Below are 25,100 nucleotides of genomic sequence, written 5' to 3'. Positions count from 1 at the left end.
CTCAAATGAATGGATAAATCGAATGCCTGATACGTTCATTAATGGAGATGTCGCATAATCACCAAATAATGAGCGATTCAAAAGATAAAACTAAAAGTTTAAACGATTTCCGGCAAAACGCCGTATAAGTTTTTAGAAGATTATTTTTCAGCATGAAGTGTAAACAACCCGGCGTTTATCGATAGATTATGATTTATGTTGAACGAACTCAGATTGATTCTTTAGCAGTGGCAATCGGTTTACTCAAGGTTTATATAAAGGTGAACCAAAACTGGATTTTGACCGTTTAGCAAAAATCCGCGATAAATTTGATATTCCTTTAGTCTTACATGGCGCATTGGGTATTTCTGAACAAATCCTCTATCAAATAGTTGCTTACAATACGTTATATAACTTTGATTATTAACTGATCAACATATTGTTTTTCAAGATTCCATTGCCGTGTTTTGGCATGAATAGATTCATAGTAAGCATTGAAATCATGATTAAATATGGCTTACTATGAATGATTTATTGTTTATTTAATGATACCGTCCATCACCTGTTTAAACGTTGAAAAAGAACAGAAACCCTTCTCATTAGTTGGACAGTTTGTCATGGTTAACGTAACTTTTTGCGGTGGATTATTACGATTTAATGGTGATAAATTGCGAATTTGTTCTGTGGATTGGTAAAAGTATTCAATTTTCATTAAATGCTCACCACTACGATTATCACGCCATTTTTGAAATACAACTTTACCACCGATCGGAGTGGTCTCAAATTGATTAGGCAAGTGATAAGATTGAATTTGCATAGTGGAAAATAACGAAGCGATATTAGAATCGTGTCCCACTAAAAGAGTGAATTTAGTTGTACTTTCATTATTAGCAAAAGCTTGATTAATATAATTAACTAAATTGGCAGCAACATGTTTTGCCACGATAGGTGAGCCAAATAGTACAGTATTATAATTCTCTTTGATAGCAACAAGTTGTTTAAACTGTTGTTCATCTTTTATTTTACCCCAGGCAACTTTTTTTAAAGGTACGCCTTCATAATATTGTAAAATGAAGGCATCGGCAATTGATGTACCTGTGCGCAATGGTCCAGTGATTCCAGGTTCTTTTCCTTTCTCTATTATTAACTCTGTTGGTAAAGCAACAAAATCGCACTGTTTGTCATTTATGCAATTAGTTGATTTTTGATAATCAATTATCTTAGCCATATTCTGATATGCGTTGTTAAGTTTTTTATTTAAGCCGGTAATACCATTTACATTCGCATTTTGATTAATTGAAGCAATAGCAGCCTGTTTAAATTCAACACTATCATCTCTAATTACAGGGAAAAACAATGGATCCATCTGTCCAAGTTTTTCTTTATGAACGATCGGAAAAATACATCCTGGGAAGGCACCCACAATAAAAAACTGACCTGTTGCAATAGTTCGTTGAAGACTATTAGTATAAATATAAACATCTTTTTCGTTTGGACACTTATCGGCGGTTAATAATTTATTGTCGGCTAACCATTCACTAAAATAGTGGCCAAAATAGCTTTCTAATGCCCCTCCTCGTGTCGTTAAATAACTGGCCGGCGTATCCCACTGTGGCCATTGATTGGGTGTAATTTTTCCTAGAGTACTTGTTGGACTCGCTAACGGAGCACGTAAACCATGGCGGCTAAAAACCACTACTTGCTCTAAGGTGTAATCATCATGATTATTTGCTGCATATGTTGAAAATGACAAAAAATACGTTAAGCTTAATATGCCTGTTAATATTGTTTTTTTCATATGATTTTCCTTAAGTTACATAAAAATAATTTGATCAATTAAATATCTTATTTTTCGTATGTTTTTATTTAAATTCCTATAGATATTTTGTTTTAATGCTATTATGTATGGATAGTTTTGATTATTTTTGTAAAACGATAACTCGTGTTAAGAAATAAAGAAATAAAATTTCTATCTATAAATGATAGTGAACACAAATTTTACTCATGGAAGGTGGATATAATTAAAACTTATAGCGATTAAAATAGAAAATTGCGAGCCTTATTAAATATTCAGGAAGATTATTAATTTAGCTTAAAGAAAAGATGAATATTCGGTGATTAGTATAAAAATATAGCTAGTGATATCACAACAGTTTTTTACTGAAATGCATAGATTTCTAAAACATCTTTACAAAAAAAATCACTTTATAGCCACTTTTCCCACTCGCTCAAACAAACATCAACACACAAAATCAATCACCGTTAAATAGATAGTGAAAACGCCATAAGTTGCATGCATTTCTATTTGTGAGCGTCTATGCATGGAAAAATCACGGTAGAATGAAAATAATCAGCCGAATGTTAATCTTGTCACAAATAAACTTGGTACAAAAGCAAAATAGTTACTTATCTCATTTGACCGAATATAACGAGTATGACGGAGGTTAATGTTGCTGTCTAAATTAAGATAGTCTATTCCTATCAGAAGAACAATTTAACACAACAAATTCAGTTTAATCTAATTACCTATATTGATTTAGTGATGTATTTTAGTAATTACGTAAATGAATTAATTTATGAAAGAAATTGACTACTTAAAAAAAAATACGTATTTTAACTAAATTAATTAGATTATCTTTACAATGTATTAACAAGTTAAAGCGCAAATATTAGCGATATTAAAATAAGGATATAAAATATGAGTATAATAGAGCCGTTTGCCGATGGTTTGTCTTTGCTAACCAGAAACACACAGCTTAATAATTACTCGCTGTCATTTGATAAGCTTGATGCCTCATCGGATATTTCGGTTTTAACACTTGAGGGCAAAGAACAATTAAATCAACCTTGGCAATATTGCATTACTTTTACTAGCTCAGATAGGCAGATATCCATTGATTCGATACTAAGTCAAAAAGCATCACTGACCTTTCATCCACAATCCTTACCATTTGAACTAACTAAAATAGATTCGCTTGCTATTCAAGATAAGCCTCGAACCATTTATGGTGTGATTACAGAATTTAGTTTTGTCTCAATGAGTGAAGAGCAAGCTCATTATCGAGTTGTTCTTGAGCCTAGAGTGTCATTACTGGCTAACCATTACCAAAGTGCCATTTTCCAGAATAAAAGCGTAATTGAAGTCGTAGAAGAAGTCCTGCGTAATCATGGTTTTATCGGGATTGATTTTCGCATGGAGTTAAATGAAACCTATCCTGCGCGTGAATTTATTACCCAATGGCAAGAAAGTGATTTAACCTTTATTCAACGATTGTTAGCAGATGTCGGTATCTGGTTTTATTTTGAAACAAATCCTAAACATCACTGTGATGTGATTGTGATTAGTGATTATGAACAAGGACTTGATAAGGTTGGCAGTACGGTAATTAAGTCGCCAAGTGGTTTAAATGATAGTCATCTCCATAGTGTTTGGGATTTGCAATTCAGCAGTAAAACCAAGCCAATGCAGGTGAGTGTCAATGATTATAACTACCGGATGGCTGGTAGCCAACTTGATGACAGCGTTAATAGTCAACCCAAAGATAATACCACATACGGAAATGATTACCGCTATGAAGAACATCATAAAACGCTGGGTGATGTGCGGAGCGTTGAAAGTGGCAAATGGTATGCGCATATACGCCATCAGCAACATATTAGCGAACAACTTATTATTTATGGCAAATGTAATGATTATCAGTTAGCACCGGGACAACATCTCATTATTGAAAGCTGTCCGATTCAGGATATCAAAGACGGAATAGTGATTGTTTCAACTCATAGCCATGAGGATAGAAACGACTCATACCAAACCGATTTTACAGCAATACCATTTAACGTACTTAAACCTTATCGCCCTGCGCCATTACCGTGGCCACAAGTGAGCGGTACACTACCTGCAAGGGTAACTAGCCCGGATAACGACACTTACGGTTATATTGATACGCAAGGACGCTATCGGATTAAATTTAACTTTGACTTAAAAAACTGGAACAAAGGCGAAGAAAGCTTATGGGTAAGGCTTGCTAAACCTTATTCTGGGGACACGTATGGTTTTCATTTTCCCCTTATTGATGGTACCGAAGTTGCTGTAGCCTTCACTAATGGTAACCCCGATAGACCCTATATTGCCCATGCGATGCATGATAGTACGCACCCTGATCATGTCACCACGATTAATAAACACCGCAATGTGATAAGAACGCCCGCCAATAATAAATTGCGTATGGATGATAAGCGAGGACAAGAACATATCAAACTTGCCACTGAATATGGTAAAACCCAGCTTAACATGGGGCACTTAGTTGATAGTGAAAAAAAGCAGCGGGGTGAAGGATTTGAACTACGTACTGATGACTGGGGGGTAATACGAGCAGGTAAAGGCGTTTATGTAACATCCTATAAGCGTGAGGGTAACCAAGGTGTCAAAAAAGCGAGTTTAAATGATGATGAAACAGCAATGTTATTAAAAACAGGCTTGAGTGTATCTAATCGCCTATCCAAACGTTCAGATAGTCACCGAGCAGGTAAATTGGAGGGTGCAGATAGTTTTAATATGTTTGTCAGTTATACGGCAACACAGACCGATATCAAGTTATCATTTACGCAACCAAGTATGGTGTTATCCAGTCCTAAAGGCATAGCCTCTGTGACACCAGATAGTATTTATCAATTTGCTGAGAAAAACATTTTATTGACTAGCAAACATGATACTAATATAGCAGCCAATAATTCAGTTCATGTTAGCGCAACTAAAGATTACTCTGTCTTTGCCAAAGAAAATATCAAACTATTTAGTGGTGAAGCAAAAGTCCAACTGCAAGCCCATAATGGTGATATAGAGTTAATAGCTGATAAGTCACTAAAAATGATCAGTAACGACGATAAAATTAATATTAATGCTAAAAAAGAAATAACTATTGCATGTGGGGGCGCTTATATTCGTATTGCTGATGGCAATATTGAGCTTTATGCACCTGGTATAATTAAGCATGGGGCGCAAGCATTTCCATATTCTGGTCCACAAAAAATGTTACCAACACTTTATTCATTCCCAAAACAGCAACCCCAAGCACCTTATATCAAACAATTTATATTGGTTGAAGATGGCACAGACAAACCAATCATCAACCGAGAATATCAAATAGTAAACAAAGATAATCAAATTATTGCTGAAGGTAGAACCGATGCTCAAGGTAAGGCTCAAATTGTGACATCTGGATATGAAGAAGACGAAGTTATTTTTAAATATAAATAATTGATGGATAAATTGTTTATGAGTGATTGGAGTGAATTCACAACTGCTATTATGAGTAATATTGTCTCTTATGAACCCTTGTACTACATATGCAGACGAAAAAGATGGCTATATACAACTTAAATGGATCCGTATAGGCAGAAAGTTCCATTTGTTTTTATTGAAAGTGATGGTACTTTTTCTAAGGCACTATACTGGCCTGAAATCTTCTATAAGGATGAAAAAATTATTGATCAACACATAAAAAAGGCTAGAGAAGAATATAGAACCGAAGCAGCAATAATTCAGCTATGAAATGTTAAATCTGCAAGGTTATAGGGAAAGTTATGGTAGATGGTCAGTTAGTCTTCCTGTTATAAACTTAAAGCAACGAACTCAACCACTAAATAGCCTATTATGTTGGAATATTATAGATGATAGATTGTTAAATGGTGCTTCTAAGACAAGAATAGAAAAAAGTTATCTACATTTTGCGATCACACAATAGCACTCAAAACAATAAAAAATAATAACTAAACTAAGGAAATTTATAAAAAATGAAATATAAATCGGTCGATAGAGTTGAGTCAGAAAAATAGATTTTAGAAATTGAATGGGCTTTTAAATAAATTATAAAATTTAAAGGAAATAAAATCATGAAAGGTGTAATACGGCTAGGTGATAAGACAAGTCATGGTGGGCAAGTTATTTCTGCTTCTACAAAACTCATTGTATTTACAAAAGGTGTTGCGCGTGTTGGTGATCTGGTGAGCTGTCCAATAACAGGGCATGGTATTAATCCAATAATTGAAGGTGATCCGCTATTTATTGAGGATGGTAAACAAGTCGCCTTTCATGGACATAGATCAGCATGTGGCTGTGCACTAATTTCATCATTAACTAATTTTGGTAAAAATAATTAATGGCTATTGATTTAAATTTACTTCCACAACCACTAGTTTTAAAAAAAGGTTTATCTCGCCTATTTTGGTTTATTGCTTTAATTGTATTTATTGTCATTGGACTACTTTTTATCTACGCAAGACAACTTAATAGCAATTTAACATTAAAACATCTTATTATTAGTATTACTTTTTCAGTTATAAGTTGGTTAATATTATTTTGTATATGGTTATTTATTCGAGGGTGTAATGAAGCCTATGTTGAAATTTGGAATCAATTAAGAGAAGAACGAAAACAACAACTCATAGAGTATGGTCAAAGACCGTTGTATGTTATTTTCCAACAATTGATATCTGAATTTGGTGATGATAATCATGCGCAAGCGCTTGTAGGTGGTCTAATGTCACTCGAGGCGAGAACCAGTAATTTTTCAAATTCTTATGAAAACCCAATCATTTATTCAAAATTTCCATTTAATGATTTAAAACCTAACGATTTTAATCAAAAAATAGATAATTTATTTGATAATTTGCAAAAGACATTATTGATATTAAACAATAACGCTTTTAATGACGTTCAAAAACATATCCGCCTATTTATTGATGTACCCATATTGGCCGAGGATATTAAAAAAATTTGGGAATATAAATTAGGGAAAACAAGCTTATTTGATTCTTGGCAGGTGATTGATGCAAAACAAAGTACTGTTTTTATAGATGGTTGGTTAGATGATTTGGCAAATGATGATCATTTACTATGTTGTATCAGTGTGCATTTATTTGATAGCCCTGTAGTGTATAGCGCTGAAGCTATGACAAGTATGATTTTTTTAGGCAAGAATCTTATTAACAAACAAAACACTATTCAATATATACAAAAAAGTAAATCGGTGGTTGTTGCCTTGCATCGAACTGAAGAAAGCGAAAAACTTGATTATGTTCTTGAGCATGCTGAGTTATGGGGAAAATTAAACAATGATGAACGCAGCAATAAAGCGCCGTTAGATGCTATTTGGTTATCGCAACTATCACCAGAAGTAAATGTTAATGTTTTATCACGATATATTGATAAGCAGTGTTCAGTGAAAAATATTTATAATATTGCTACATCATTTGGTATATCAGGTGAATGTGATTACTGGGTTGCATTAGCTTTTGCGATGGAATATGCCACTCAAATTGACAATAAACAGATGGTAATTGGTGAGAAAAAATCATATTTTAACGCTACTATTCTAGATAAAATAAAAATTGGCACAGAAAAGGATGCATAATGAAAAAGATGGTACTTGGTTGGGTATTCATTTGTTATATTTTGGCTATCTGCTTTGTCGCTTCTATTTGGTTTTCTGATGACGCTTCTTTAATGACAACGCCCAAAAAAGTGGAATATTCTTTCACAATATTATTGGTAGGTATTTTTGTGAGTTGTTTTGTCATTGTATTAAAATTTATCATCAATTGTATCACTTATGACATATTTAAAAGTGAAGAAAAAAACTATTTTGTGAAAAAACAGAAATGAAAAATTTCTTATGCCAATAAGATCAATATTGTTGTGCATTATTATTTTCTAATGTTGAAAAAGCGTTAAAACCATCTAACTTAAGAGTGCCTCACGCTCTTAAAACGGAGTTTACTGATTTAAGTGACGATATAATTATTTAATTAAAGCCGAGCAGGTTAAAAAAATGCGTTCATCAATGATATAGAAGGCAACAACGTATTATTTATTCCCTCTGCAGTTTATTTTTTAGTCTTGTTTTTTGCCTGTCTTCTATTATTACTTTATTTGCCGTTAATTATATTGAATTAAAGAAAATATTATCAATAATTGTTTTAAGTACTTTTTTATCGATGATTGCAGTTTGTATTCCTCTTTATTTTAAAATTCAGCGTTATCAAGAAGAGTTTGATGAAATTTGGTTTGAATCGTTTAGAGGATAACTTAAAGGTAGTTTGTGTGGGGAGTAAGTAATGTGAGTTGCTGTGTGAATGGTATTTCACTGGGCACGGTAATCTGGTTTTTGGAATTGGACAAGTGACGTTAGTTAGCCTCAGCTTTATAAAGTCATTGTTGTGATACTCTAAAAAGGGCGTAACAGCTATAAATTTAACCCTCGGTGAACATTCATCGAGGGAGAGGGATAAAAAATCGATGTGATGTGGTATCAATTTTTTACTGAAACGTAGGTGTTACCTGAAAGTTTTTGACAAAAAATTAGTTTTTTGCTGTCTTTTTTACTCGCTCAACAAACATCATCACGACAAAAGCAATCATGGTTAAATAGATGATGTAAGCCCCATAAGTTGCTAACATATCAATTAGTGAACGCCCTCGCATGGCAAAATCACGGAAAAATCGAAATAACCAAACTAATGGAAACGCGTGGCTGACGTAGTATGTCCAAATTGGCATAATACCCACTGCCATTGTTGATCCCCCCATAATAAACCCTGGCGGAACTAAGAAGATCATTCGACTTGCACCTTCGCCCGGATTAGTTGTTGTCCAAGAAAGTAAAAAGGCTAACCAACCAAAGGCAAGTCCTGTCATAAATACACTCGGCACAAAAGCAAAATAGTTACCTTCAAAACGTAGTTGCCCAAATATTACCAGTATGGCGGTAATAAGGGTTAATGCGGTTGTGTAAAATAGTGCATAAGGAATCGTTCTTGCTAATAGAGATAAGAAGCCTCTTTCTATGGCTATTTGCCACATACCAGTGACTTTTAATCGGCCAATAATCATCAATGAAGTTAATCCGTAAGTCAGTGATGAGAAAAAGTAAACAAAATAAATAATTGTCGAAATTGTCGATGAACTTGCAGGGTTAAACAGATATCTTGTTTTAAGTTGCATGGGTGATAAAGTGGCTTCGATCCCTTCTTTGCCAAGTCCTAATGCGGCAACTTTACCTACACTTAATTCTGCACCTAATTCAGGAATATATTCATTAAGGCTTTGCATTACTTTAGCATTTTGTGCATCATTGGTATCATCAGCAAAATAACCCAAACGGACAGTTTGATCGCCTTTCTTTACGCTTTTTTCTAAGCCTTTGGGAATATATAAAACGCCTAAATTACGGTCGTGTGAAACTAACGTTATCGGGTTTACTGGCGATCTTATCACTTCGGTCACTTCAATGTAAGGTGACGTATTGACTTTACTAATTAATTCGGTCGAATAATTTGAGCCGTCAAGATCAATCACTGCAATTTTACCTTCAAATACGGCTCCGTGACTTAATACAATAGAAAACACGAGTGAAACAATTGCCGCTAAGCCAAGCGAAACTTTATAATAAGGGATAAAGTGACCTGACAACATGGCGTCAAGTTCTTCGAGTATAGATTTAATGATGTTTTGCATCATTGATCCACCTCAAGTGTCATTCCGGTTAATAATTTTGGAATCGATTCTATATAAATTCTAACTTGATAAGAGGTTAGATCGGCTTGGCCGCGTTCTCGCGTCATGCGTAAATCGGCAAATGATGGCGCAGCGGTGGCAAAGCGAACTTTACCTTTTACTTCTTTATTCAGCGCAATCACATTAGCGGTGACAGTGGTGTCAGGTTGATAATCATTCACCATTTTTTCATTCACATAAATATCGATATATTTACGGTTAGTCTCTAACAATACTGCGGGGGCGCCGTTGGGTACCATTTCGCCATCTTCAAACATTAGTTTTAATATTTTTCCATCTTCAGGTGCTATTAATGTTAGTCGTTCATAATTGAGTTGTAACTGTTTTAATTCAGCTTCGCCTTGCGCGAGTTGTGCTTTAAGCTGTGCTAATTGATTTTGGCGGTTTTGCAGTTTTTGTCGTGCAATTAAGATGGACTGTAATGTCATGCCGGTTGCATTTTGTGTTTGTTCAAATTGGCTGATTTGTTCTGGTGTTGCGCCAATCATTAAAGTCGATAATTGGCTTTCAATTTGCACAACTTGCATTTTGGCATTAATAAATGCATTACGTGCATTATCAAGTTGTGACTGTGAGTTGCCACCTGTTTTTCGTAATTGGGTTTGGCGATCAAATTCAGTCTTCGCTAAATTTTGAGCAGATTTTGCTGCTTCTAAATTGGCTTGTACTTCTTCAATTTTGCGCCAAGTTGTTAATTCTGAAAGGTTAGTCTCGTTTTCCGTAATTTCAATGGCTGCTTGTTCTTGATTGACTGCTGCTTTTTGACTATCCACTAAAGCTTGTAAGCGATCGATAGCCAGCTTGGTATCGATATCTTCTAATTGCATTAATCGATCCCCTTTTTTAACCATTTGTGATTCTTGCACAAATCGCTGGGTGACTTTTCCGCCAACATTTTGAAAGGCAATATTTATCTCATCAGCGGTTAATACGCCAGATTTAATGCTTTTGGCAACAGATACCGCATCATTTCTTGAACCTACAAAAATTAAAAAGGAACCAAAAATTAGCAGAAGTAAAAAGGTAACAGGGATTTTGACATTTTTTTTCATATATAGCTTATTTTCCATTTATTTAGTCAGCTAAGTATTTAAGTAAAAAGAAAGACTTTAATTATTTAAATCATTTATTTTCTTAATAATTTGCGTAACATCGCGATTAAAGACTCTTGTTCTTGCGAATTTAATACCTGCGCAAAAGCGCGAATCGATTTAAGGTGGTTAGGTAATGCCTCTTGAATCAGCTTTTCACCTGCATGCGTTAAAGTAATTAGGCGAGCACGCCCATCTTCACCACTTTTTGTCATCGAAATTAAAGGCTCAGGAGCTGTCAGCATTCGTTTAACCATGACTGATACCGTCGCCGGTGTTACGCCAATGCGTATAGCAAGATCACTGGCGCAGGTTTCACCTTCGGAAAACAGTGACATCAATAAGGCAAATTTCCCCTCAGAAACGCCGTAATCTTGATCTAATTGTGCATAGATATTCGTGCGAATGAGATCGGCTGTTGTGATTAAACTTAAAACCAGATCAACACCAGAAACATCAACGATGTCATCATTAAATCTTTGTGCACGCGCTAAGGTCTCACGTGAAGGAAGTTTTCTTGAATTGTAATTCAATTATCATTACTCAATTTATTTAGTCGGCTAATTATACAAATTTAATTTTAATTAGCAATTATTTTAAGTTGTTTTTTCAAGTTTGATATTTAAGTAAATAAGGTTAAATACTACTAAAGTGGTAATCCTTGAGGGTAATTATATTCTATACAAAGTTCCATACAATGTTAATAAGTTAAGAATTAATCAATTTGATATTAAATATAAGTGGAGTTTTTGTATGAGTAAAACCAACCTCGTGATCATTGGTAATGGGATGGTTGGGCATCGTTTTGTTGAAGAATTGATCGATAAAATGCAGCCCAATCAATTCAATATTACTATTTTTTGTGAAGAGACACGTCTTGCCTATGATCGGGTGCATCTTTCTTCTTATTTTTCTGGTCATACTGCCGAAGCACTTTCTCTAGTTCGCGAAGGATTATACGAAGAGAATCATATTAAGGTTTTACTTAATGAACGGGCTATTTTAATCAATCGTCAGCGTAAGGAAGTTCATTCTCAACAAGGTCGAATTGTTGCTTATGATAAATTGATTATTGCGACAGGATCTTATCCTTGGGTGCCGCCGATTAAAGGTGCTGAGGGTTCTGATTGTTTTGTTTACCGTACGATTGAAGATCTTGATGCCATTCGCGAATGTGCGAAGCGTTGTAAAAAAGGCGCTGTTGTGGGCGGTGGGTTGCTAGGGCTTGAAGCTGCTGGCGCTTTAAAAAACTTAGGTATGGAAACGCACGTGGTTGAGTTTGCTCCAGTGCTTATGGCTGAACAGCTTGATGTACAGGGAGGAGAACAATTACGTCGTAAAATTGAGGAGATGGGGGTAGGGGTTCACACCAGTAAAAATACCCAAGAAATTATTCATACCCCTGAAGGTAAAATCATGCAATTTGCAGATGGTTCTTCACTTGAAATCGATTTTATTGTTTTTTCAACCGGCATTAGAGCAAACGATAAATTAGCTCAAGAATGTGAGTTAGAAATCGGTCCTCGTGGTGGGATTGTGATTAATGATTATTGCCAAACATCGGATTCGGATATTTATGCTATTGGTGAATGCGCTTGTTGGCAAAGCAAGGTTTTTGGTTTGGTTGCGCCAGGCTATAAAATGGCTCAGATTGCTTTAGCGCATTTAATGGGCCAAGCTGATAAATTTGAAGGTGCCGATATGAGCGCCAAGCTAAAACTAATGGGTGTCGATGTTGGCAGTATTGGTGATGCTAAAGCGAAAACCGTGGGTAGTCGTAGTTATGTTTACTTAGATGAGACAACGCCAGTTTATAAAAAATTAATTGTTTCGGGTGATAATAAAAAACTCTTGGGTGCGGTATTGGTCGGCGATACGTCGGATTATAGTAATTTATTACAATTAATGCTTAATAATATAGATCTCCCCGAACATCCAGATACGTTGATACTACCAGCACATGCAGGCGCAAAACCCACTATGGGCGTTGATGCGCTTCCTGATTCAGCACAAATTTGTTCTTGTTTTGATGTGACTAAAGAAAAAATTATTCATGCGATTAATGCGGGTTGTCATACAGTTGCAGCCATTAAGGCAGAAACAAAAGCTGGAACGGGATGCGGCGGCTGTATCCCATTAGTTACGCAAATTCTTAATTTGGAGCTAGCTAAACAAGGGATCGAGGTCAGTGATGCCTTATGTGAACATTTTAAATACTCGCGCCAAGAGTTATATCATTTAATTCGTGTTGAGGGTTTAAAGTCATTTGATCAAGTGATTAAAAAACATGGTAATGGCTACGGTTGTGAAGTTTGTAAACCTACAGTTGGATCGTTATTAGCTTCGTGCTGGAATGATTATATCCTTAAAGATAATTTGATTCCTTTGCAAGATAGTAATGATATTTTCTTAGGTAATATTCAAAAAAATGGGACTTATTCTGTGATTCCCCGCAGTGCAGGTGGCGAAATTACACCAGAAGGATTAATTGCCATTGGTCAAATAGCTAAAAAATATCAACTCTATTCTAAAATTACCGGATCACAGCGTATTGGTCTATTTGGTGCACAAAAAGATGATCTGCCTGCTATTTGGAAAGATCTAATAGCTGCAGGGTTTGAAAGTGGTTATGCTTATGCCAAAGCGTTAAGAATGGCAAAAACCTGTGTGGGTAGCACTTGGTGTCGATTTGGTGTAGGCGATAGTGTGGGATTGGGGGTAGAACTCGAAAACCGCTATAAAGGCATTCGTGCACCACATAAATTTAAACTAGGTGTATCAGGTTGTACGCGTGAATGTGCCGAAGCTCAAGGTAAAGATATTGGGGTGATTGCCACTGAAAAGGGATGGAATCTTTATGTCTGCGGTAACGGGGGAATGAAGCCTCGTCACGCCGATTTACTTGCTGCGGATCTCGATAAAAACACACTAATTCAATTTATTGACCGTTTTTTGATGTTTTATATTCGTACTGCAGATAAGTTACAACGAACGTCAGTTTGGCTTGAAAACCTAGAAGGTGGTATTGATTATTTACGCAGTGTCATTATAGACGATAAGTTAGGTGTTAATGCAGAGCTAGAAAGTGAGATGGCACGCTTACGTAAATTAATGGTATGCGAATGGAAAGAAACGGTTGAAAATAATGCAAACCAAATTCGATTTGCGCATTTTATTAACAGCAGCAAACGTGATGAGAATGTCCAAATTGTATCTGAACGCGATCAGCATCGACCCGCGACAGCAGAAGAACGTAAAGTAATGATAGGGGAATAATATGAATCAATGGATAACTATTTGTAAACTTGATGATATTTTGCCAGGCACTGGTGTCTGTGCTCTTGTCGGTAATGATCATGTTGCTATCTTTCGTCCTTATAATAATGCTGAGCTTTATGCGATTAGTAATATTGATCCCTTCGCTAAGGCAAGTGTTTTATCTCGTGGCATTATTGCGGAGCATGAAAATCAGTTATGGGTGGCAAGCCCGCTGAAAAAACAACGTTTTCGCTTAAAAGATGGCTATTGTTTTGAAGATGAACAATACTCGATCGCTCATTATGAAGTCACCGTTAATGACGATGGGATGGTACAAGTAAAGTCGCACTAAACCTATTGTTAAAAGGATAAAGTGGTTATGTATACTGAAACAATTAATAAATGTGCAGCCAATGCTGCGCGCATTGTTCGTTTGGTAAAAACGAATCCATTTGGTTTTTGGGTAAATTCTGCTATGGCGGGGGCTTATGTAGGGCTTGGTATTATTTTAATTTTTACTTTAGGAAATCTCGTTGATCCGGCAATGAGACCGTTAGTGATGGGAGCAACGTTTGGTATTGCATTAACGTTGGTTGTGATAGCCGGATCGGAATTATTTACAGGGCATACCATGTTTTTAACGCTTGGTGTTAAATGCAAAAAAATTACCCATGCCCAAATGTGGTTGGTATTACCGCAAACATGGTTAGGTAATTTATTAGGATCAATTTTTGTAGCTGCATTGTATTGCTATGCTGCAACGCCTTTATTATCCACAGATACCAGCTTGGTTCATGCCGCAGCTTTAGCCAAAACATCGGCTACGGCGTCCGCATTATTTTTTAGAGGTGTGTTATGTAACTGGCTAGTTTGTTTAGCGATTTGGATGGCTAATCGAGTTGAAGGCTCGGCAAAATTTATTGCTATTTGGTGGTGTTTATTAGCATTTATCGCTTGTGGTTATGAACACTCTGTTGCAAATATGACGCTTTTTTCACTTTCTTGGTTTGGTCACCACAGTGATACTTATACATTAACTGGAATAGGCCATAATTTACTTTGGGTCTCGTTGGGTAATATTGTCTCTGGTGCATTATTTATGGGATTAGGATACTGGTATTCAACGCCGAAAGCAGAGCGCCCAGTATAACAACTTAATTAACAAGATGTTATTACCATAATCAACCTAGGAGGGAATGTATAGTGAATAATTCCCCTTCTCTTAAAAAGTACCAAATTGGTTAGTCTTATATTTTGTTTTCAAGGTCATTAGTGATACAAAATAGTGAGGTGATTAAAAATAGAATAAGCAATAAAATTCTATTATTAAAGGTTAGGTGTTGATAAATTTTTTAAACGGATAGTGTTCTATTTTGAGGTGCTATGGATTATTTCCCCCTATTTTGTAAGTTAGAAAACCGTGATTGCTTATTAGTCGGTGGTGGTGAAGTCGCTGAACGTAAGGCTCGATTATTGCTTGAAGCAGGTGCTCGCCTTACGGTTAATGCACAAACATTTAATGAACAATTTATGTGTTGGCATGAGCAAAAACAACTTGCCCTAGTTCAAGGGGAATTTGATGCTGAATTACTTGATAATAAGTGGCTAGTCATTGCCGCCACAGATTGCCAAGAGACTAATCAAAAAGTGAGTATTGAGGCAGAAAAACGATGTATTTTTTGTAATGTTGTTGATGCTCCTAAAGCGGCAAGTTTTATTATGCCTTCGATTATTGATCGTTCTCCTATTATGGTTGCCGTCTCTTCGGAAGGACATGCCCCTGTTTTGGCCAGATTATTGCGCGAAAAACTAGAGTCTATATTACCCCAACATTTAGGTAAATTAGCTAAATATGCTGGTTATTTACGCGATAAAGTTAAACTAACCTACCAAACAATGACGGAACGACGTCGTTTTTGGGAAAGACTATTTTCGCATGATAGATTAGCTCAAGCGCTTGCTAATAGTGATTCTGATGATGTTGAAAAACTCACGAATGAGTTATTTGATACATCACTTGATGCTCGTGGCGAGGTGGTTTTAGTTGGCGCTGGGCCTGGTGATGCGGGTTTATTGACTTTAAAGGGATTACAACAGATCCAACAAGCAGATATTATTGTCTATGATAGATTGGTTTCAGATGACATTATGAATCTTGCTCGTCGAGATGCTAAGCGTGTATTTGTTGGTAAACGCGCAGGATTTCATTGTGTACCTCAAGAGCAAATAAACCAGATTCTTTTACAACAAGCGCAAAAAGGTAAACGTGTTGTACGCCTAAAAGGCGGAGATCCCTTTATTTTTGGTCGTGGCGGTGAAGAGCTTGAAACATTATTTAACGCTGATATTCCTTTTTCCGTCGTCCCGGGAATTACAGCCGCTTCGGGTTGCTCTGCCTATAGCGGAATCCCATTAACGCATCGAGATTATGCCCATAGTGTGCGTTTAATCACCGGTCATTTAAAGGATGGTAGTCGTCTTGATTGGCAAAGCCTAGCGGCTGAAAAACAAACGTTAGTCTTTTACATGGGATTGTCGCAAGCTGAAAATATTGAAAAACAATTAATTAAGCATGGTATGAATGCAAATACGCCGGTAGCCATTGTTGAAGAAGGCACTACGACAAAACAAAAAGTAGTATCGGGTTTATTATGTGATTTGGCGCAATTATCTTTGCAAGCTTGTAGCCCAAGTTTAATTATTATTGGACCAGTTGTCGCATTACGTGAAAAGCTCAATTGGTTTGCTGAACATTAATCGGAGTAGATAGGTCAGTTTTAGTTGTGCGCCATTTTGCGATTATATTTTCCCGTCATTTATAAAAGATTTAGTTGCCCACTTTAAAAGAATGGCCAATGAATAAAATATCTATAAATTTAATACGGGCATGATGCCCGCGGCAAAATATCAGGTCGGTGTATCGACATCATCCCAATCCGCATTTTCAAAGCAAGTTAACCAATTTAATGCATAATGGCGCTCTTGAATAACATCACTTATAATCGATGCGGGTGGTTGCTTATTTTTTATTCGAAAATCTGTGGTTATCCAATGTAAGCGGTAGTGCAAATCTAAAGCATCTAATAATTCACTAACAGGTCTTAAGGTTACCGTTGAAATATCTTGTTCACTATGTTGCATTCCTTCGTCCACTAACGATGAAACATCGCAAAAAGTATCAGCAAAAGGGAGCTCTGATTGCCAATTGACCGCCCATTGTAAAGGTAATAATGCTTCGTATTTCCAGGACATATCTATCACATCTTGCTCCGTTGGTTGCCCGCTATAAATAAAGTCACGTTCATTATTTGATAAAGCCGCAAACCCCATTGGGCAACGTTCTTTAAATTCCATCGGATTAATCGGATCATTATCTCGAAAACTTTCGGCTTGAATACCTGTTAACATTATCGCTAAAGTACGTTTAGCTACCTCGTCAGGCGTTCTAAGTATTACTTCGGATTCGGCAATAACTGGTGGTAAATGTGTCGGCGTATGCAAACCCAATTTTGCTAAATACTGTTCAGTTTTTGATTTGCGCTTTAATGCTTCTGGTGGGTAAGGGACAATTGCATCTAAATCCATATCACCTTCAGGATATTGCAATACATCTCCATCAGGGTTTCGAATAGTTCCATCTGGCATAAATATAATGGCATTTGCCTGCCAGCCCCAAGAGGTAAATTCATTGAAATTATCTTCTTCAATCTCAAAGGTAAATTGATGTTTAACTCGTTGGATATGGCGATACAAAGCATAACGACGTGAATTCATCTGCCCATCTCCTGCTTGCATGACATAACCGATAAAACCATCAAGGTGTTTCATCAATTCAGAATCATCTAATCCGCGATGATATAAACGTTCACAAGGGAAATCAATGGCTGGTGGATGAGTGACTGTAGAATAAGCATTGATCAATCTTGGCATTTCAAACTTTCCTATTTTAGATTTTGTGTGTTTTATGGTTATAAGTGGCGGTTATTTTTGCTTCCAATTTTATTATAGGTCATTGTACCTTTCTAGTTTTAAGTGCCATGATCCATTTGGTGTTTTGTGATTAACTTATTAAAGGTAAAGCATGAAGATTTATCTATTTTTATTTTTCAATGAATAATTTTATTCCTTACTTTGTAAATACCATACGGTCATTTCCATTCGGGATTTAAAATTAAGTTTTTTGAATATACTTTTGATATGTACTTTGACTGTGCTTTCTACGATACCAAGCTCTTTGGCAATCAATTTATTCGATAATCCTTGGACTAATAAATTAAAAATTTCATTTTCTCTTGGTGTTAACAAACTGACATCATGTATTTGCTTTGTGGTTGGTTGTACGTTATGACGCATGTAATTAAGGATAATATGTGAAATAGCATTATTCATGATTAGCTTGCCAACCGAAATCTCCTTTAGTGATGTTAAAAAGTCTTCTGGCTCCATATCCTTTAATAAGTAGCCGTCAGCACCGGTTTTTAGTGCAGTGATAATATCTTCTTTCGCATCTGATACCGTAAATATAATGATACGGCTAGCGATGTTTCTTTCTCGTAAATAGCGTAATATTTCTAGTCCATTGACATCTTGCATATTGATATCAAGCAGAATAATATCAGGATCAAGCTCTTGTGCTAGTTTAACGCCTTCTATTCCAGAGCCAGTCTCACCCACAATTTCAAAATGGTTGACAGTATTGATTAACTGTTTTACGCCATTTCTTAACATTGGGTGATCATCAATAAGAAGTATTGAGCTATTTATTTGTTCCATTTTTTACTCATCTATTGCCTTAAATGGAATGATTTTATTAGTTTTAAATGCTACCATAATTTGTGTCCCTTTGTGGGGAGTGCTATCTATTGTTAAATTACCATTTAGTGATTCAACTCTATCATGCATAATGATCAAACCATAATGATTTTCTTGTTTAATATCATTTTGTAAGCCAATGCCATTGTCTTTTATGCAAACAGAGATAATTTGATTGTCATCAATTTTTAAACTTACAATTACATGTGTGGCCTTAGCATGTTTGTATATATTATTAAGTCCTTCTCGAATAATCTGTAATAAATGAAATGCATATTTACTATTGATAATATTTAATGGTAAATGGTATTCAAACTGAATGTTGAATTGTAATTTTTGATTAAATTCTTCAATTAATTCCATTAGGTTTGCATAAAACCCAGTTTGGTTTAAGCGTAAACGAAAAGACGTAATTAGCTCTCTTAGTTGAGAATAAGTAATATTGACCTCTTTACGCATAGTTGCTAGTAATTCAATACTATTTTGTGAAGTTAAATCGGATTGCATTTGTAAACAGCTCAGGTGTATTTTCAAACAAGATAGTGATTGCGCGATGGAGTCATGCAGTTCTCTGGCCATTGCTGAGCGTTCTTTCATTAATAAATATTGCTTTTGTTGTTCTATTTTTCTTTCTAGCTTCATTGCTGTGGTCATTTGCCCAATCAATCCCATAATTAATTTTTCTTGCTCATCGGTTAATATGACCTCTTCTGACTGTAAAGCAAATAATATCCCATATTTTTCGTCGTTCTCTTGAAGATACCAATGACGTTGAAAACCATTTTTTTGATCGGGTTTTGGTGAGATCAAACATGCACTGCAAGTGGGATTTTGGCAATAGGATAATTTTTGTTCATTATCATAACTGATTTGTTGATAATGCTTAGGATCATCTGATTCATAAAAGCGAATTTGAAATTGAGTTAGTGGGACTAATTCCTCGAGTTCGCGTAATATTTTTAAAAAACGTTCACATAATGGTTCTGAAGTATGTAGCTGCTTGGTAGCTTGATATTGAAAGGAAACGATCTTATTGGTTTGTTGTAATTTAGCGGTTTTTTCCGCAACTTGTTGTTCTAGCAATAAATATTGTGACTCGATCTGAGTTGACATTTTATTGAAAGCGAGCCCTAATAGATCAAATTCATTCTTTTGGGCTCTAATATTAAAACGCGCTTTAAAATTGTGGTTCGAAATAGCTTCGGCCATATCAATTAGTTTTGTCCATGGTGCAAGAAGGTAGTAACGCAAATAGTAGATCTGAGCGGTAAGAAATAGGGCAATGATAAAAATAAATAATTGTTGTATTTGAGAAATATGTTGAATTTTTCCCTCGGTATTTTGATCAATTTTATATACTAAATCGTTAATGCGAACAACATAATTTTCAATGTCACTTTTTATATCATCCATTTTTTGTGCTTGCTTTATTTTAATGGTAAGTTGAGTTTGCCAATCAGTTTCTAACTGATTAAATTCATTCATTAAGCCGTAGCGTTTTAAAAGTATGAGATGCTGCTGTGATGAAGTAATACCCATAAAAATGTTCAAGTGGTCATACTCTTTTTTGTTAAGAGGAATCATGGTAAGCAGTTGGTAGTTCTTCATTCTTAGCAAACCTAATTGATTCACCATATATGCCCCACCTTTTGCATCATTGGCTACCTGAATTGAAAACGATAAGGCGATTAAAGCAATAGTACCTAAAAAAAACATTAATAGTGTTAAACGATTAATAATTGATGCGCTGTAGCGAATTTTTCTTTTCGGCATATAAACACTCAATATTATTTTATAATTTTATTTCGGATAAATAGTAATTTATGATTATTGTAGCTTGAAAAGTGTATGCTGCTGATCTTTTTTGTCACTTTTTGCGATCTTTTGTTAAACAGCGCTTGCAACAGGAATAAATTTTGCGTAAAATTCACGCCCTATAAGATTAATTACGCAGACATATATGTTTAATCAAGTAATCGTCTGCTTTTTATTGCGGAGTTAAGTATGTACGCAGTTTTCCAAAGTGGTGGTAAGCAACACCGAGTTAGCGAAGGAGAAGTCGTTCGCTTGGAAAAAATTGAAGTCGAAACAGGTGCAGAAGTTGTTTTCGATAAAGTTTTAATGGTAGCAAATGGTGAAGACATCAAAGTTGGTGCTCCGTTTGTTGAAGGTGCAACAATTAAAGCAGAAATTGTTGAACACGGTCGTGGTGACAAAGTGAAAATTGTTAAATTCCGTCGTCGTAAACACTATCGTAAACAACAAGGTCACCGTCAGTGGTTCACTGATGTGAAGATCACTGCAATCGCTTAATAGGAGTATCGAACAATGGCACATAAGAAGGCTGGTGGTTCATCACGTAATGGTCGTGATTCCCAAAGTAAACGTTTAGGTGTTAAACGTTATGGTAGTCAAGAAGTTCTTGCTGGTAATATTTTAGTTCGTCAACGTGGAACTCAATTTCACCCAGGAACTAATGTGGGTTGTGGTCGCGATCATACTCTATTTGCCTTAATTGATGGACAAGTAAAGTTTGAAGTTAAAGGCCCTAAAAACCGTCGTTATGTTAGTGTAGTTGCTAATAGCTAATTTAAAAGCGGTTCGAAAGTTATAGAAGCCTCACAGTTATTGTGGGGCTTTTTTCATTTCTTAAAATTCATATAAAATTGATGGCGATATGATAAAACAGCAAAATGTTAAATTAGGTTTTGCACTTGCCATGTTAACAGCAGTGATGTGGGGCATTGTGCCAGTTGCAATGAAATATGCGCTGGTAGTTATTGATCCGTTGACTTTAGCTTGGTCGCGATTGGCTATTTCAGCGCTTGGTATAACCATCTGGCTGGCTTACAAAAAGCAATTCCCTAATTTAATGATGTTTAAAAAGCGTCGTCGCTTTATATTATTGATGATTGCTGGCTTTGGATTGTTGGGTAATTTTGCATTATTTGCAAGTGCTGTTCAGTACCTTTCTGCCACAACAGCTCAGGTAGTTGGACAAACTGGCATTGTGATATTTATGATATCAAGTGCTTTTATTTTTAAAGAGCGATTAAGACCGACACAGATTATTGGTATCTTAGTATTGCTCACAGGGCTTGTACTATTTTTTAATAAAAATATTGTCGATCTTTTTTCTAATATGTCTGCATATAGCATTGGTGTTTGGCTTGGCTTATTGGCTTCGGTATCGTGGGCTTGCTATGCACTTGCTCAAAAAGTACTATTACGAAAATTACGTGCAGAACAATTACTTTGGTTAATTTACCTTATTTGTGCTGTTTTTTTGTTGCCTTTTACCTCACCAAGTAAAATAGCCAATGCTGATGCAACGCAACTACTTGCTATCATATTTTGTGGTTTAAATACCATTATTGCTTATGGAGCGTTAGTGATGGCAATGGAACGGTGGCAAGCGGCACAAGTGAGTGCTATAACAACCTTAACACCATTATTTGCACTGATCTTTTCAGATTTGTTTGCATTAATTTGGCCTGAAAAGTTTGCTATGCAGTATTTAAATATTTTAGGTTATATTGGCGCCGTGTCTGTTGTTGCGGGCGCAATGTTTGCAACCATTGGGCATTATCTTTGGCATCCAAGAAGAGGCTGGCTAATTAACTTCAATAAAGGGGAAGAATAATGAAATTTGTTGATGAAGCATCAATCCGAGTTGAAGCCGGTGATGGTGGAAATGGGTGTGTCGGTTTTCGCCGAGAAAAGTATATACCCAAAGGTGGCCCTGATGGTGGCGACGGTGGTGATGGTGGTGATGTCTTTTTTATTGCTGATGAGAATTTAAATACACTTGTTGATTTCCAGTTTGAAAAAAATTATCGCGCAGAGCGCGGTCAAAATGGACAAGGTTCTGATTGTACGGGGAAACGTGGTCGAGATATTACTGTTAAAGTGCCCGTGGGAACACGCATCACAGATAAATATACAGGCGAAATTATAGGTGACTTAACGCATCACCAGCAAAAAGTATTGGTTGCCAAAGGTGGTTTTCATGGGCTTGGGAATACGCGTTTTAAATCATCAGTCAATCGTGCACCAAGACAGAAAACCGATGGTACTCCAGGTGAAAAACGTGATGTATTATTAGAGCTATTATTGCTTGCTGATGTTGGGATGCTAGGCTTGCCTAATGCAGGTAAGTCAACATTTATTCGAGCTGTTTCAGCAGCTAAGCCGAAAGTTGCCGATTACCCATTTACGACTTTAGTACCGAGTTTAGGTGTTGTTAGAATGGATAATGAACAAAGTTTTGTTGTTGCTGATATCCCCGGTTTGATAGAGGGCGCGTCAGATGGTGCAGGACTGGGTATTCGTTTCTTAAAACACCTTGAGCGTTGCCGTGTTTTAGTCCATTTAATCGATATGGCACCAGTAGATGAATCAGATCCGATAGAAAATGCTAAAGTAATCATTCAAGAAGTTCAACAATACAGCGAAAAATTAGCGAATAAACCTCGTTGGTTAGTATTTAATAAAATGGATGTATTAGGGCCAGAGGAGAGTGCTAAACGTGCGGCTGAAATTGCTAAGGCGATTGACTGGCAGGATAAATATTATGTTATTTCTGCCATTAATCAAGAAGGTGTAAAAGCGTTATGCTGGGATTTAATGGAATATATTAATGCTCATCCACGTGAAGCTGAACAAGAATCATCACCCGAAAAAGTTGAATTTATGTGGGATGATTATCATCAACAAGCAATGAATGAAGCTTTTGATGATGACGATGATGACGATGATTTTGATGATTGGGATGAAAGTGATGAAGAGGGCGTAGAGTTTATTTATCAAAAATAATGAGTATTATACTCCCTTTTATTTCACCTAAATTAGATGTTGCGTACAATCGTTTTATAAAAGCAGAAGTGAAAGCTTCTGCTTATTTTTATTTTTCAAAAAGTTAAATATAAACTAACTTATTATGAAATAGGCGATTCAGGCATTTATTTGTGTTTAATTTAAAGGAGTCAAAAAATGCTTGCTTTCAGTAATGATAATCATTATCATTAATTTGTGCTTTGTTAGAGCTCGAAAGGCTTCTAAAAAGTATGACATTGCTCACATTGCTTCCAATGTTTGCCAGACTAGCATCGCTAAGCTGGCTTTTTTATTTTTGGGTGATTCACAGCTATTTTAATTTTCAAGTACTAGTTATTTGCTAATTCATTGTTGATGTCAAATAAAATGAGTAATGCTGCGCTGCCACCAAACTCTTTTGGTGCTTGGTGAAAACAAATAATGCGAGGGTGTTGTGCAAGCCACATAGGCGTCTGTTTTTTTAAAATATTCTTTCCATGTCCATACATGATACATGCGCAATGGGCTCTTTCACGTAAACACGCGGCGATAAGGGCTGCAATCTCTTTTTTAGCCTCTTGCTGAGTGAGCCCATGTAAATCCAAAAAGAATTCTGGTTCATAAAATCCACGGCGTAATTTTTTTACTTCATAAGGATCGGCATTTTCTCGACTATATCTGATAGGATCTTGTTGCAATAGAGGTTGATAATTATCAGAAAAATAAAACTCAGCATGCGTTTTATCATGTTGTAGTTTTTGTGTTTCCATTATTTTTTTTGAGCGTTTTATCGGTTTATGAATAACAGTATCTTGTTTTAACTTTTTGGTGTTACCAATACTATTTTTAAACAAGTTTATGTCATCTTGGTCTAAATTAAATTTATTTGGCATTAATTTTCACTCTGGGTAAACTTTTTCTTTAAATTCACACAAATCTTCTATAACACAAGAACCGCATCTAGGCTTTCTGGCAATGCAGGTATAACGACCGTGTAATATTAGCCAATGGTGACAATTTATTTTATATTCTTTCGGTACGACTTTCAGCAATTTTTCTTCAACTGCTTCGACAGTTTTACCAGGTGCAAAACCTGTACGGTTACTTACTCTAAAAATATGTGTATCAACAGCAATGGTCGGCCAACCAAACGCCGTATTTAACACAACATTGGCTGTTTTACGACCCACACCGGGTAACTCAATAAGTGAATCAAAATTTTCTGGTACTTCGCCTTGATATTTATCAACTAAAATTTGACATGTTTTTATAATGTTTTCAGCTTTACTATTATAAAGCCCAATGGTACGAATATAGCTTTTTAGTTTATCAACACCAAGAGCTAAAATTTGCTCGGCAGTATTTGCAACAGTAAATAGTGGTTTAGTGGCTTTGTTTACACTAACATCAGTCGCTTGTGCTGAAAGCACTACTGCGATTAGTAGTTCAAAGGGTGTCTGATAAACTAGTTCTGTTGTTGGATCTTTAATATGATCCTTTAATCTTTCTAAAATTTGGATTCGGGTTGATTGTTTCACAAAATAATTATATTAAAAATAGTGAGGGGCATA

21 protein-coding genes and 1 pseudogene are annotated in these 25,100 nt (G+C 35.8%); 13 read left to right on the top strand and 9 right to left on the bottom strand.

Annotated features, from left to right (window positions below):
- Positions 1 to 194: 194 nt before the first annotated feature.
- A pseudogene (locus tag A9G23_RS11905) lies at positions 195 to 376 on the top strand (class II fructose-bisphosphate aldolase); the annotation flags it as partial.
- A gap of 141 nt (positions 377 to 517) precedes the next feature.
- Here the strand turns inward: A9G23_RS11905 and agp are convergent.
- A complete protein-coding gene (agp, locus tag A9G23_RS05570) occupies positions 518 to 1,777 on the bottom strand; it encodes a bifunctional glucose-1-phosphatase/inositol phosphatase (RefSeq protein ID WP_065586669.1) in 1,260 nt (419 codons plus the stop codon).
- Positions 1,778 to 2,677: 900 nt separating this feature from the next.
- Here agp and A9G23_RS05565 point away from each other — a divergent pair.
- The 4 genes from A9G23_RS05565 (at position 2,678) to A9G23_RS05550 (ending at position 7,642) form a co-directional block, all read left to right on the top strand.
- Positions 2,678 to 5,236: a type VI secretion system Vgr family protein gene (locus tag A9G23_RS05565; protein ID WP_081296966.1), complete on the top strand. Its 2,559-nt coding sequence runs from the start codon at positions 2,678 to 2,680 to the stop codon at positions 5,234 to 5,236.
- 635 nt (positions 5,237 to 5,871) lie between these two features.
- Positions 5,872 to 6,138 carry a PAAR domain-containing protein gene (locus A9G23_RS05560; RefSeq protein WP_065586668.1) on the top strand — a complete coding sequence of 89 codons (267 nt, stop codon included), beginning with the start codon at positions 5,872 to 5,874 and terminating at the stop codon, positions 6,136 to 6,138.
- Complete coding sequence (locus A9G23_RS05555) at positions 6,138 to 7,391, top strand: hypothetical protein (RefSeq protein ID WP_065586667.1); 1,254 nt, start codon at positions 6,138 to 6,140, stop codon at positions 7,389 to 7,391. Before A9G23_RS05560 ends, A9G23_RS05555 begins: the two co-directional genes overlap by 1 nt.
- Positions 7,391 to 7,642 (top strand): hypothetical protein, encoded by a 252-nt coding sequence (locus tag A9G23_RS05550; RefSeq protein WP_065586666.1) that lies wholly within the window; start codon positions 7,391 to 7,393, stop codon positions 7,640 to 7,642. Before A9G23_RS05555 ends, A9G23_RS05550 begins: the two co-directional genes overlap by 1 nt.
- A 696-nt stretch (positions 7,643 to 8,338) precedes the next feature.
- Here the strand turns inward: A9G23_RS05550 and A9G23_RS05545 are convergent.
- The 3 genes from A9G23_RS05545 to A9G23_RS05535 form a co-directional block, all read right to left on the bottom strand.
- The gene (locus tag A9G23_RS05545; protein WP_065587040.1) at positions 8,339 to 9,493 is read right to left on the bottom strand and encodes an ABC transporter permease; all 1,155 of its coding nucleotides are present in this window, start codon (positions 9,491 to 9,493) and stop codon (positions 8,339 to 8,341) included.
- A complete protein-coding gene (locus A9G23_RS05540) occupies positions 9,493 to 10,605 on the bottom strand; it encodes an HlyD family secretion protein (protein ID WP_081296965.1) in 1,113 nt (370 codons plus the stop codon). Before A9G23_RS05540 ends, A9G23_RS05545 begins: the two co-directional genes overlap by 1 nt.
- Before the next feature lie 74 nt (positions 10,606 to 10,679).
- On the bottom strand, positions 10,680 to 11,177 hold the full coding sequence (locus A9G23_RS05535; RefSeq protein ID WP_065586665.1) for a MarR family winged helix-turn-helix transcriptional regulator: 498 nt from the start codon (positions 11,175 to 11,177) through the stop codon (positions 10,680 to 10,682).
- Between the two features lie 220 nt (positions 11,178 to 11,397).
- Here A9G23_RS05535 and nirB point away from each other — a divergent pair, with 220 nt between their 5' ends.
- From nirB to cysG, 4 genes are all read left to right on the top strand, one after another.
- Positions 11,398 to 13,920 carry a nitrite reductase large subunit NirB gene (nirB, locus tag A9G23_RS05530; RefSeq protein ID WP_065586664.1) on the top strand — a complete coding sequence of 841 codons (2,523 nt, stop codon included), beginning with the start codon at positions 11,398 to 11,400 and terminating at the stop codon, positions 13,918 to 13,920.
- 1 nt (position 13,921) lies between these two features.
- Entirely contained in the window at positions 13,922 to 14,254 is a 333-nt protein-coding gene (gene nirD, locus A9G23_RS05525; RefSeq protein ID WP_065586663.1) for a nitrite reductase small subunit NirD, read from the top strand.
- Positions 14,255 to 14,281: 27 nt separating this feature from the next.
- Positions 14,282 to 15,052: a nitrite transporter NirC gene (gene nirC, locus A9G23_RS05520; protein ID WP_065586662.1), complete on the top strand. Its 771-nt coding sequence runs from the start codon at positions 14,282 to 14,284 to the stop codon at positions 15,050 to 15,052.
- Between the two features lie 233 nt (positions 15,053 to 15,285).
- On the top strand, positions 15,286 to 16,659 hold the full coding sequence (cysG, locus tag A9G23_RS05515; protein WP_065586661.1) for a siroheme synthase CysG: 1,374 nt from the start codon (positions 15,286 to 15,288) through the stop codon (positions 16,657 to 16,659).
- A 150-nt stretch (positions 16,660 to 16,809) separates the two neighbouring features.
- Here cysG and A9G23_RS05510 read toward each other — a convergent pair whose 3' ends face one another.
- From A9G23_RS05510 to narX, 3 genes are all read right to left on the bottom strand, one after another.
- Positions 16,810 to 17,832, bottom strand: a complete 1,023-nt coding sequence (locus A9G23_RS05510; RefSeq protein WP_065586660.1) for a DUF4272 domain-containing protein — start codon at positions 17,830 to 17,832, stop codon at positions 16,810 to 16,812.
- A 189-nt stretch (positions 17,833 to 18,021) separates the two neighbouring features.
- A complete protein-coding gene (gene narL / locus A9G23_RS05505; protein ID WP_065586659.1) occupies positions 18,022 to 18,675 on the bottom strand; it encodes a two-component system response regulator NarL in 654 nt (217 codons plus the stop codon).
- Positions 18,676 to 18,678: 3 nt separating this feature from the next.
- Positions 18,679 to 20,487: a nitrate/nitrite two-component system sensor histidine kinase NarX gene (narX, locus tag A9G23_RS05500; RefSeq protein ID WP_065586658.1), complete on the bottom strand. Its 1,809-nt coding sequence runs from the start codon at positions 20,485 to 20,487 to the stop codon at positions 18,679 to 18,681.
- A gap of 231 nt (positions 20,488 to 20,718) precedes the next feature.
- On the opposite strand from narX, the gene rplU reads away from it, so the two are divergent.
- The 4 genes from rplU to cgtA all read left to right on the top strand — a co-directional run bounded on the left by rplU (position 20,719) and on the right by cgtA (position 23,529).
- Positions 20,719 to 21,027 carry a 50S ribosomal protein L21 gene (gene rplU / locus A9G23_RS05495; RefSeq protein WP_065586657.1) on the top strand — a complete coding sequence of 103 codons (309 nt, stop codon included), beginning with the start codon at positions 20,719 to 20,721 and terminating at the stop codon, positions 21,025 to 21,027.
- A 15-nt stretch (positions 21,028 to 21,042) separates the two neighbouring features.
- Positions 21,043 to 21,303: a 50S ribosomal protein L27 gene (rpmA, locus tag A9G23_RS05490; protein WP_034915250.1), complete on the top strand. Its 261-nt coding sequence runs from the start codon at positions 21,043 to 21,045 to the stop codon at positions 21,301 to 21,303.
- A gap of 88 nt (positions 21,304 to 21,391) precedes the next feature.
- The gene (locus tag A9G23_RS05485) at positions 21,392 to 22,357 is read left to right on the top strand and encodes a DMT family transporter (RefSeq protein WP_065586656.1); all 966 of its coding nucleotides are present in this window, start codon (positions 21,392 to 21,394) and stop codon (positions 22,355 to 22,357) included.
- Complete coding sequence (gene cgtA, locus A9G23_RS05480) at positions 22,357 to 23,529, top strand: Obg family GTPase CgtA (protein ID WP_065586655.1); 1,173 nt, start codon at positions 22,357 to 22,359, stop codon at positions 23,527 to 23,529. Before A9G23_RS05485 ends, cgtA begins: the two co-directional genes overlap by 1 nt.
- A 350-nt stretch (positions 23,530 to 23,879) precedes the next feature.
- Here cgtA and smrB read toward each other — a convergent pair whose 3' ends face one another.
- Together smrB and nth are read right to left on the bottom strand one after the other, a co-directional pair.
- Positions 23,880 to 24,422 carry an endonuclease SmrB gene (gene smrB, locus A9G23_RS05475; RefSeq protein ID WP_065586654.1) on the bottom strand — a complete coding sequence of 181 codons (543 nt, stop codon included), beginning with the start codon at positions 24,420 to 24,422 and terminating at the stop codon, positions 23,880 to 23,882.
- Positions 24,423 to 24,428: 6 nt separating this feature from the next.
- The gene (nth, locus tag A9G23_RS05470; protein WP_065586653.1) at positions 24,429 to 25,067 is read right to left on the bottom strand and encodes an endonuclease III; all 639 of its coding nucleotides are present in this window, start codon (positions 25,065 to 25,067) and stop codon (positions 24,429 to 24,431) included.
- Between the last annotated feature and the right edge of the window lie 33 nt (positions 25,068 to 25,100).

Source organism: Gilliamella sp. App4-10 (assembly GCF_001690495.1).
Classification (GTDB): domain Bacteria; phylum Pseudomonadota; class Gammaproteobacteria; order Enterobacterales; family Orbaceae; genus Gilliamella; species Gilliamella apicola_G.
Note: the sequence above shows the minus strand (reverse complement) of the source record. Positions and strands in the feature narration are given on the sequence as shown.

What these genes read in the sequence shown, in the direction of transcription:
- nirB (WP_065586664.1), top strand. Translation starts at nt 11,398, where the DNA reads ATGAGTAAAACCAACCTCGTGATCATTGGTAATGGGATGGTTGGGCAT.
- A9G23_RS05560 (WP_065586668.1), top strand. Translation starts at nt 5,872, where the DNA reads ATGAAAGGTGTAATACGGCTAGGTGATAAGACAAGTCATGGTGGGCAA.
- smrB (WP_065586654.1), bottom strand. Translation starts at nt 24,422, where the DNA reads ATGCCAAATAAATTTAATTTAGACCAAGATGACATAAACTTGTTTAAA.
- A9G23_RS05555 (WP_065586667.1), top strand. Translation starts at nt 6,138, where the DNA reads ATGGCTATTGATTTAAATTTACTTCCACAACCACTAGTTTTAAAAAAA.
- narL (WP_065586659.1), bottom strand. Translation starts at nt 18,675, where the DNA reads ATGGAACAAATAAATAGCTCAATACTTCTTATTGATGATCACCCAATG.
- cysG (WP_065586661.1), top strand. Translation starts at nt 15,286, where the DNA reads ATGGATTATTTCCCCCTATTTTGTAAGTTAGAAAACCGTGATTGCTTA.
- nirD (WP_065586663.1), top strand. Translation starts at nt 13,922, where the DNA reads ATGAATCAATGGATAACTATTTGTAAACTTGATGATATTTTGCCAGGC.
- A9G23_RS05485 (WP_065586656.1), top strand. Translation starts at nt 21,392, where the DNA reads ATGATAAAACAGCAAAATGTTAAATTAGGTTTTGCACTTGCCATGTTA.
- A9G23_RS05550 (WP_065586666.1), top strand. Translation starts at nt 7,391, where the DNA reads ATGAAAAAGATGGTACTTGGTTGGGTATTCATTTGTTATATTTTGGCT.
- A9G23_RS05565 (WP_081296966.1), top strand. Translation starts at nt 2,678, where the DNA reads ATGAGTATAATAGAGCCGTTTGCCGATGGTTTGTCTTTGCTAACCAGA.
- agp (WP_065586669.1), bottom strand. Translation starts at nt 1,777, where the DNA reads ATGAAAAAAACAATATTAACAGGCATATTAAGCTTAACGTATTTTTTG.
- nirC (WP_065586662.1), top strand. Translation starts at nt 14,282, where the DNA reads ATGTATACTGAAACAATTAATAAATGTGCAGCCAATGCTGCGCGCATT.
- A9G23_RS05510 (WP_065586660.1), bottom strand. Translation starts at nt 17,832, where the DNA reads ATGCCAAGATTGATCAATGCTTATTCTACAGTCACTCATCCACCAGCC.
- A9G23_RS05540 (WP_081296965.1), bottom strand. Translation starts at nt 10,605, where the DNA reads ATGAAAAAAAATGTCAAAATCCCTGTTACCTTTTTACTTCTGCTAATT.
- rplU (WP_065586657.1), top strand. Translation starts at nt 20,719, where the DNA reads ATGTACGCAGTTTTCCAAAGTGGTGGTAAGCAACACCGAGTTAGCGAA.
- cgtA (WP_065586655.1), top strand. Translation starts at nt 22,357, where the DNA reads ATGAAATTTGTTGATGAAGCATCAATCCGAGTTGAAGCCGGTGATGGT.
- rpmA (WP_034915250.1), top strand. Translation starts at nt 21,043, where the DNA reads ATGGCACATAAGAAGGCTGGTGGTTCATCACGTAATGGTCGTGATTCC.
- narX (WP_065586658.1), bottom strand. Translation starts at nt 20,487, where the DNA reads ATGCCGAAAAGAAAAATTCGCTACAGCGCATCAATTATTAATCGTTTA.
- A9G23_RS05545 (WP_065587040.1), bottom strand. Translation starts at nt 9,493, where the DNA reads ATGCAAAACATCATTAAATCTATACTCGAAGAACTTGACGCCATGTTG.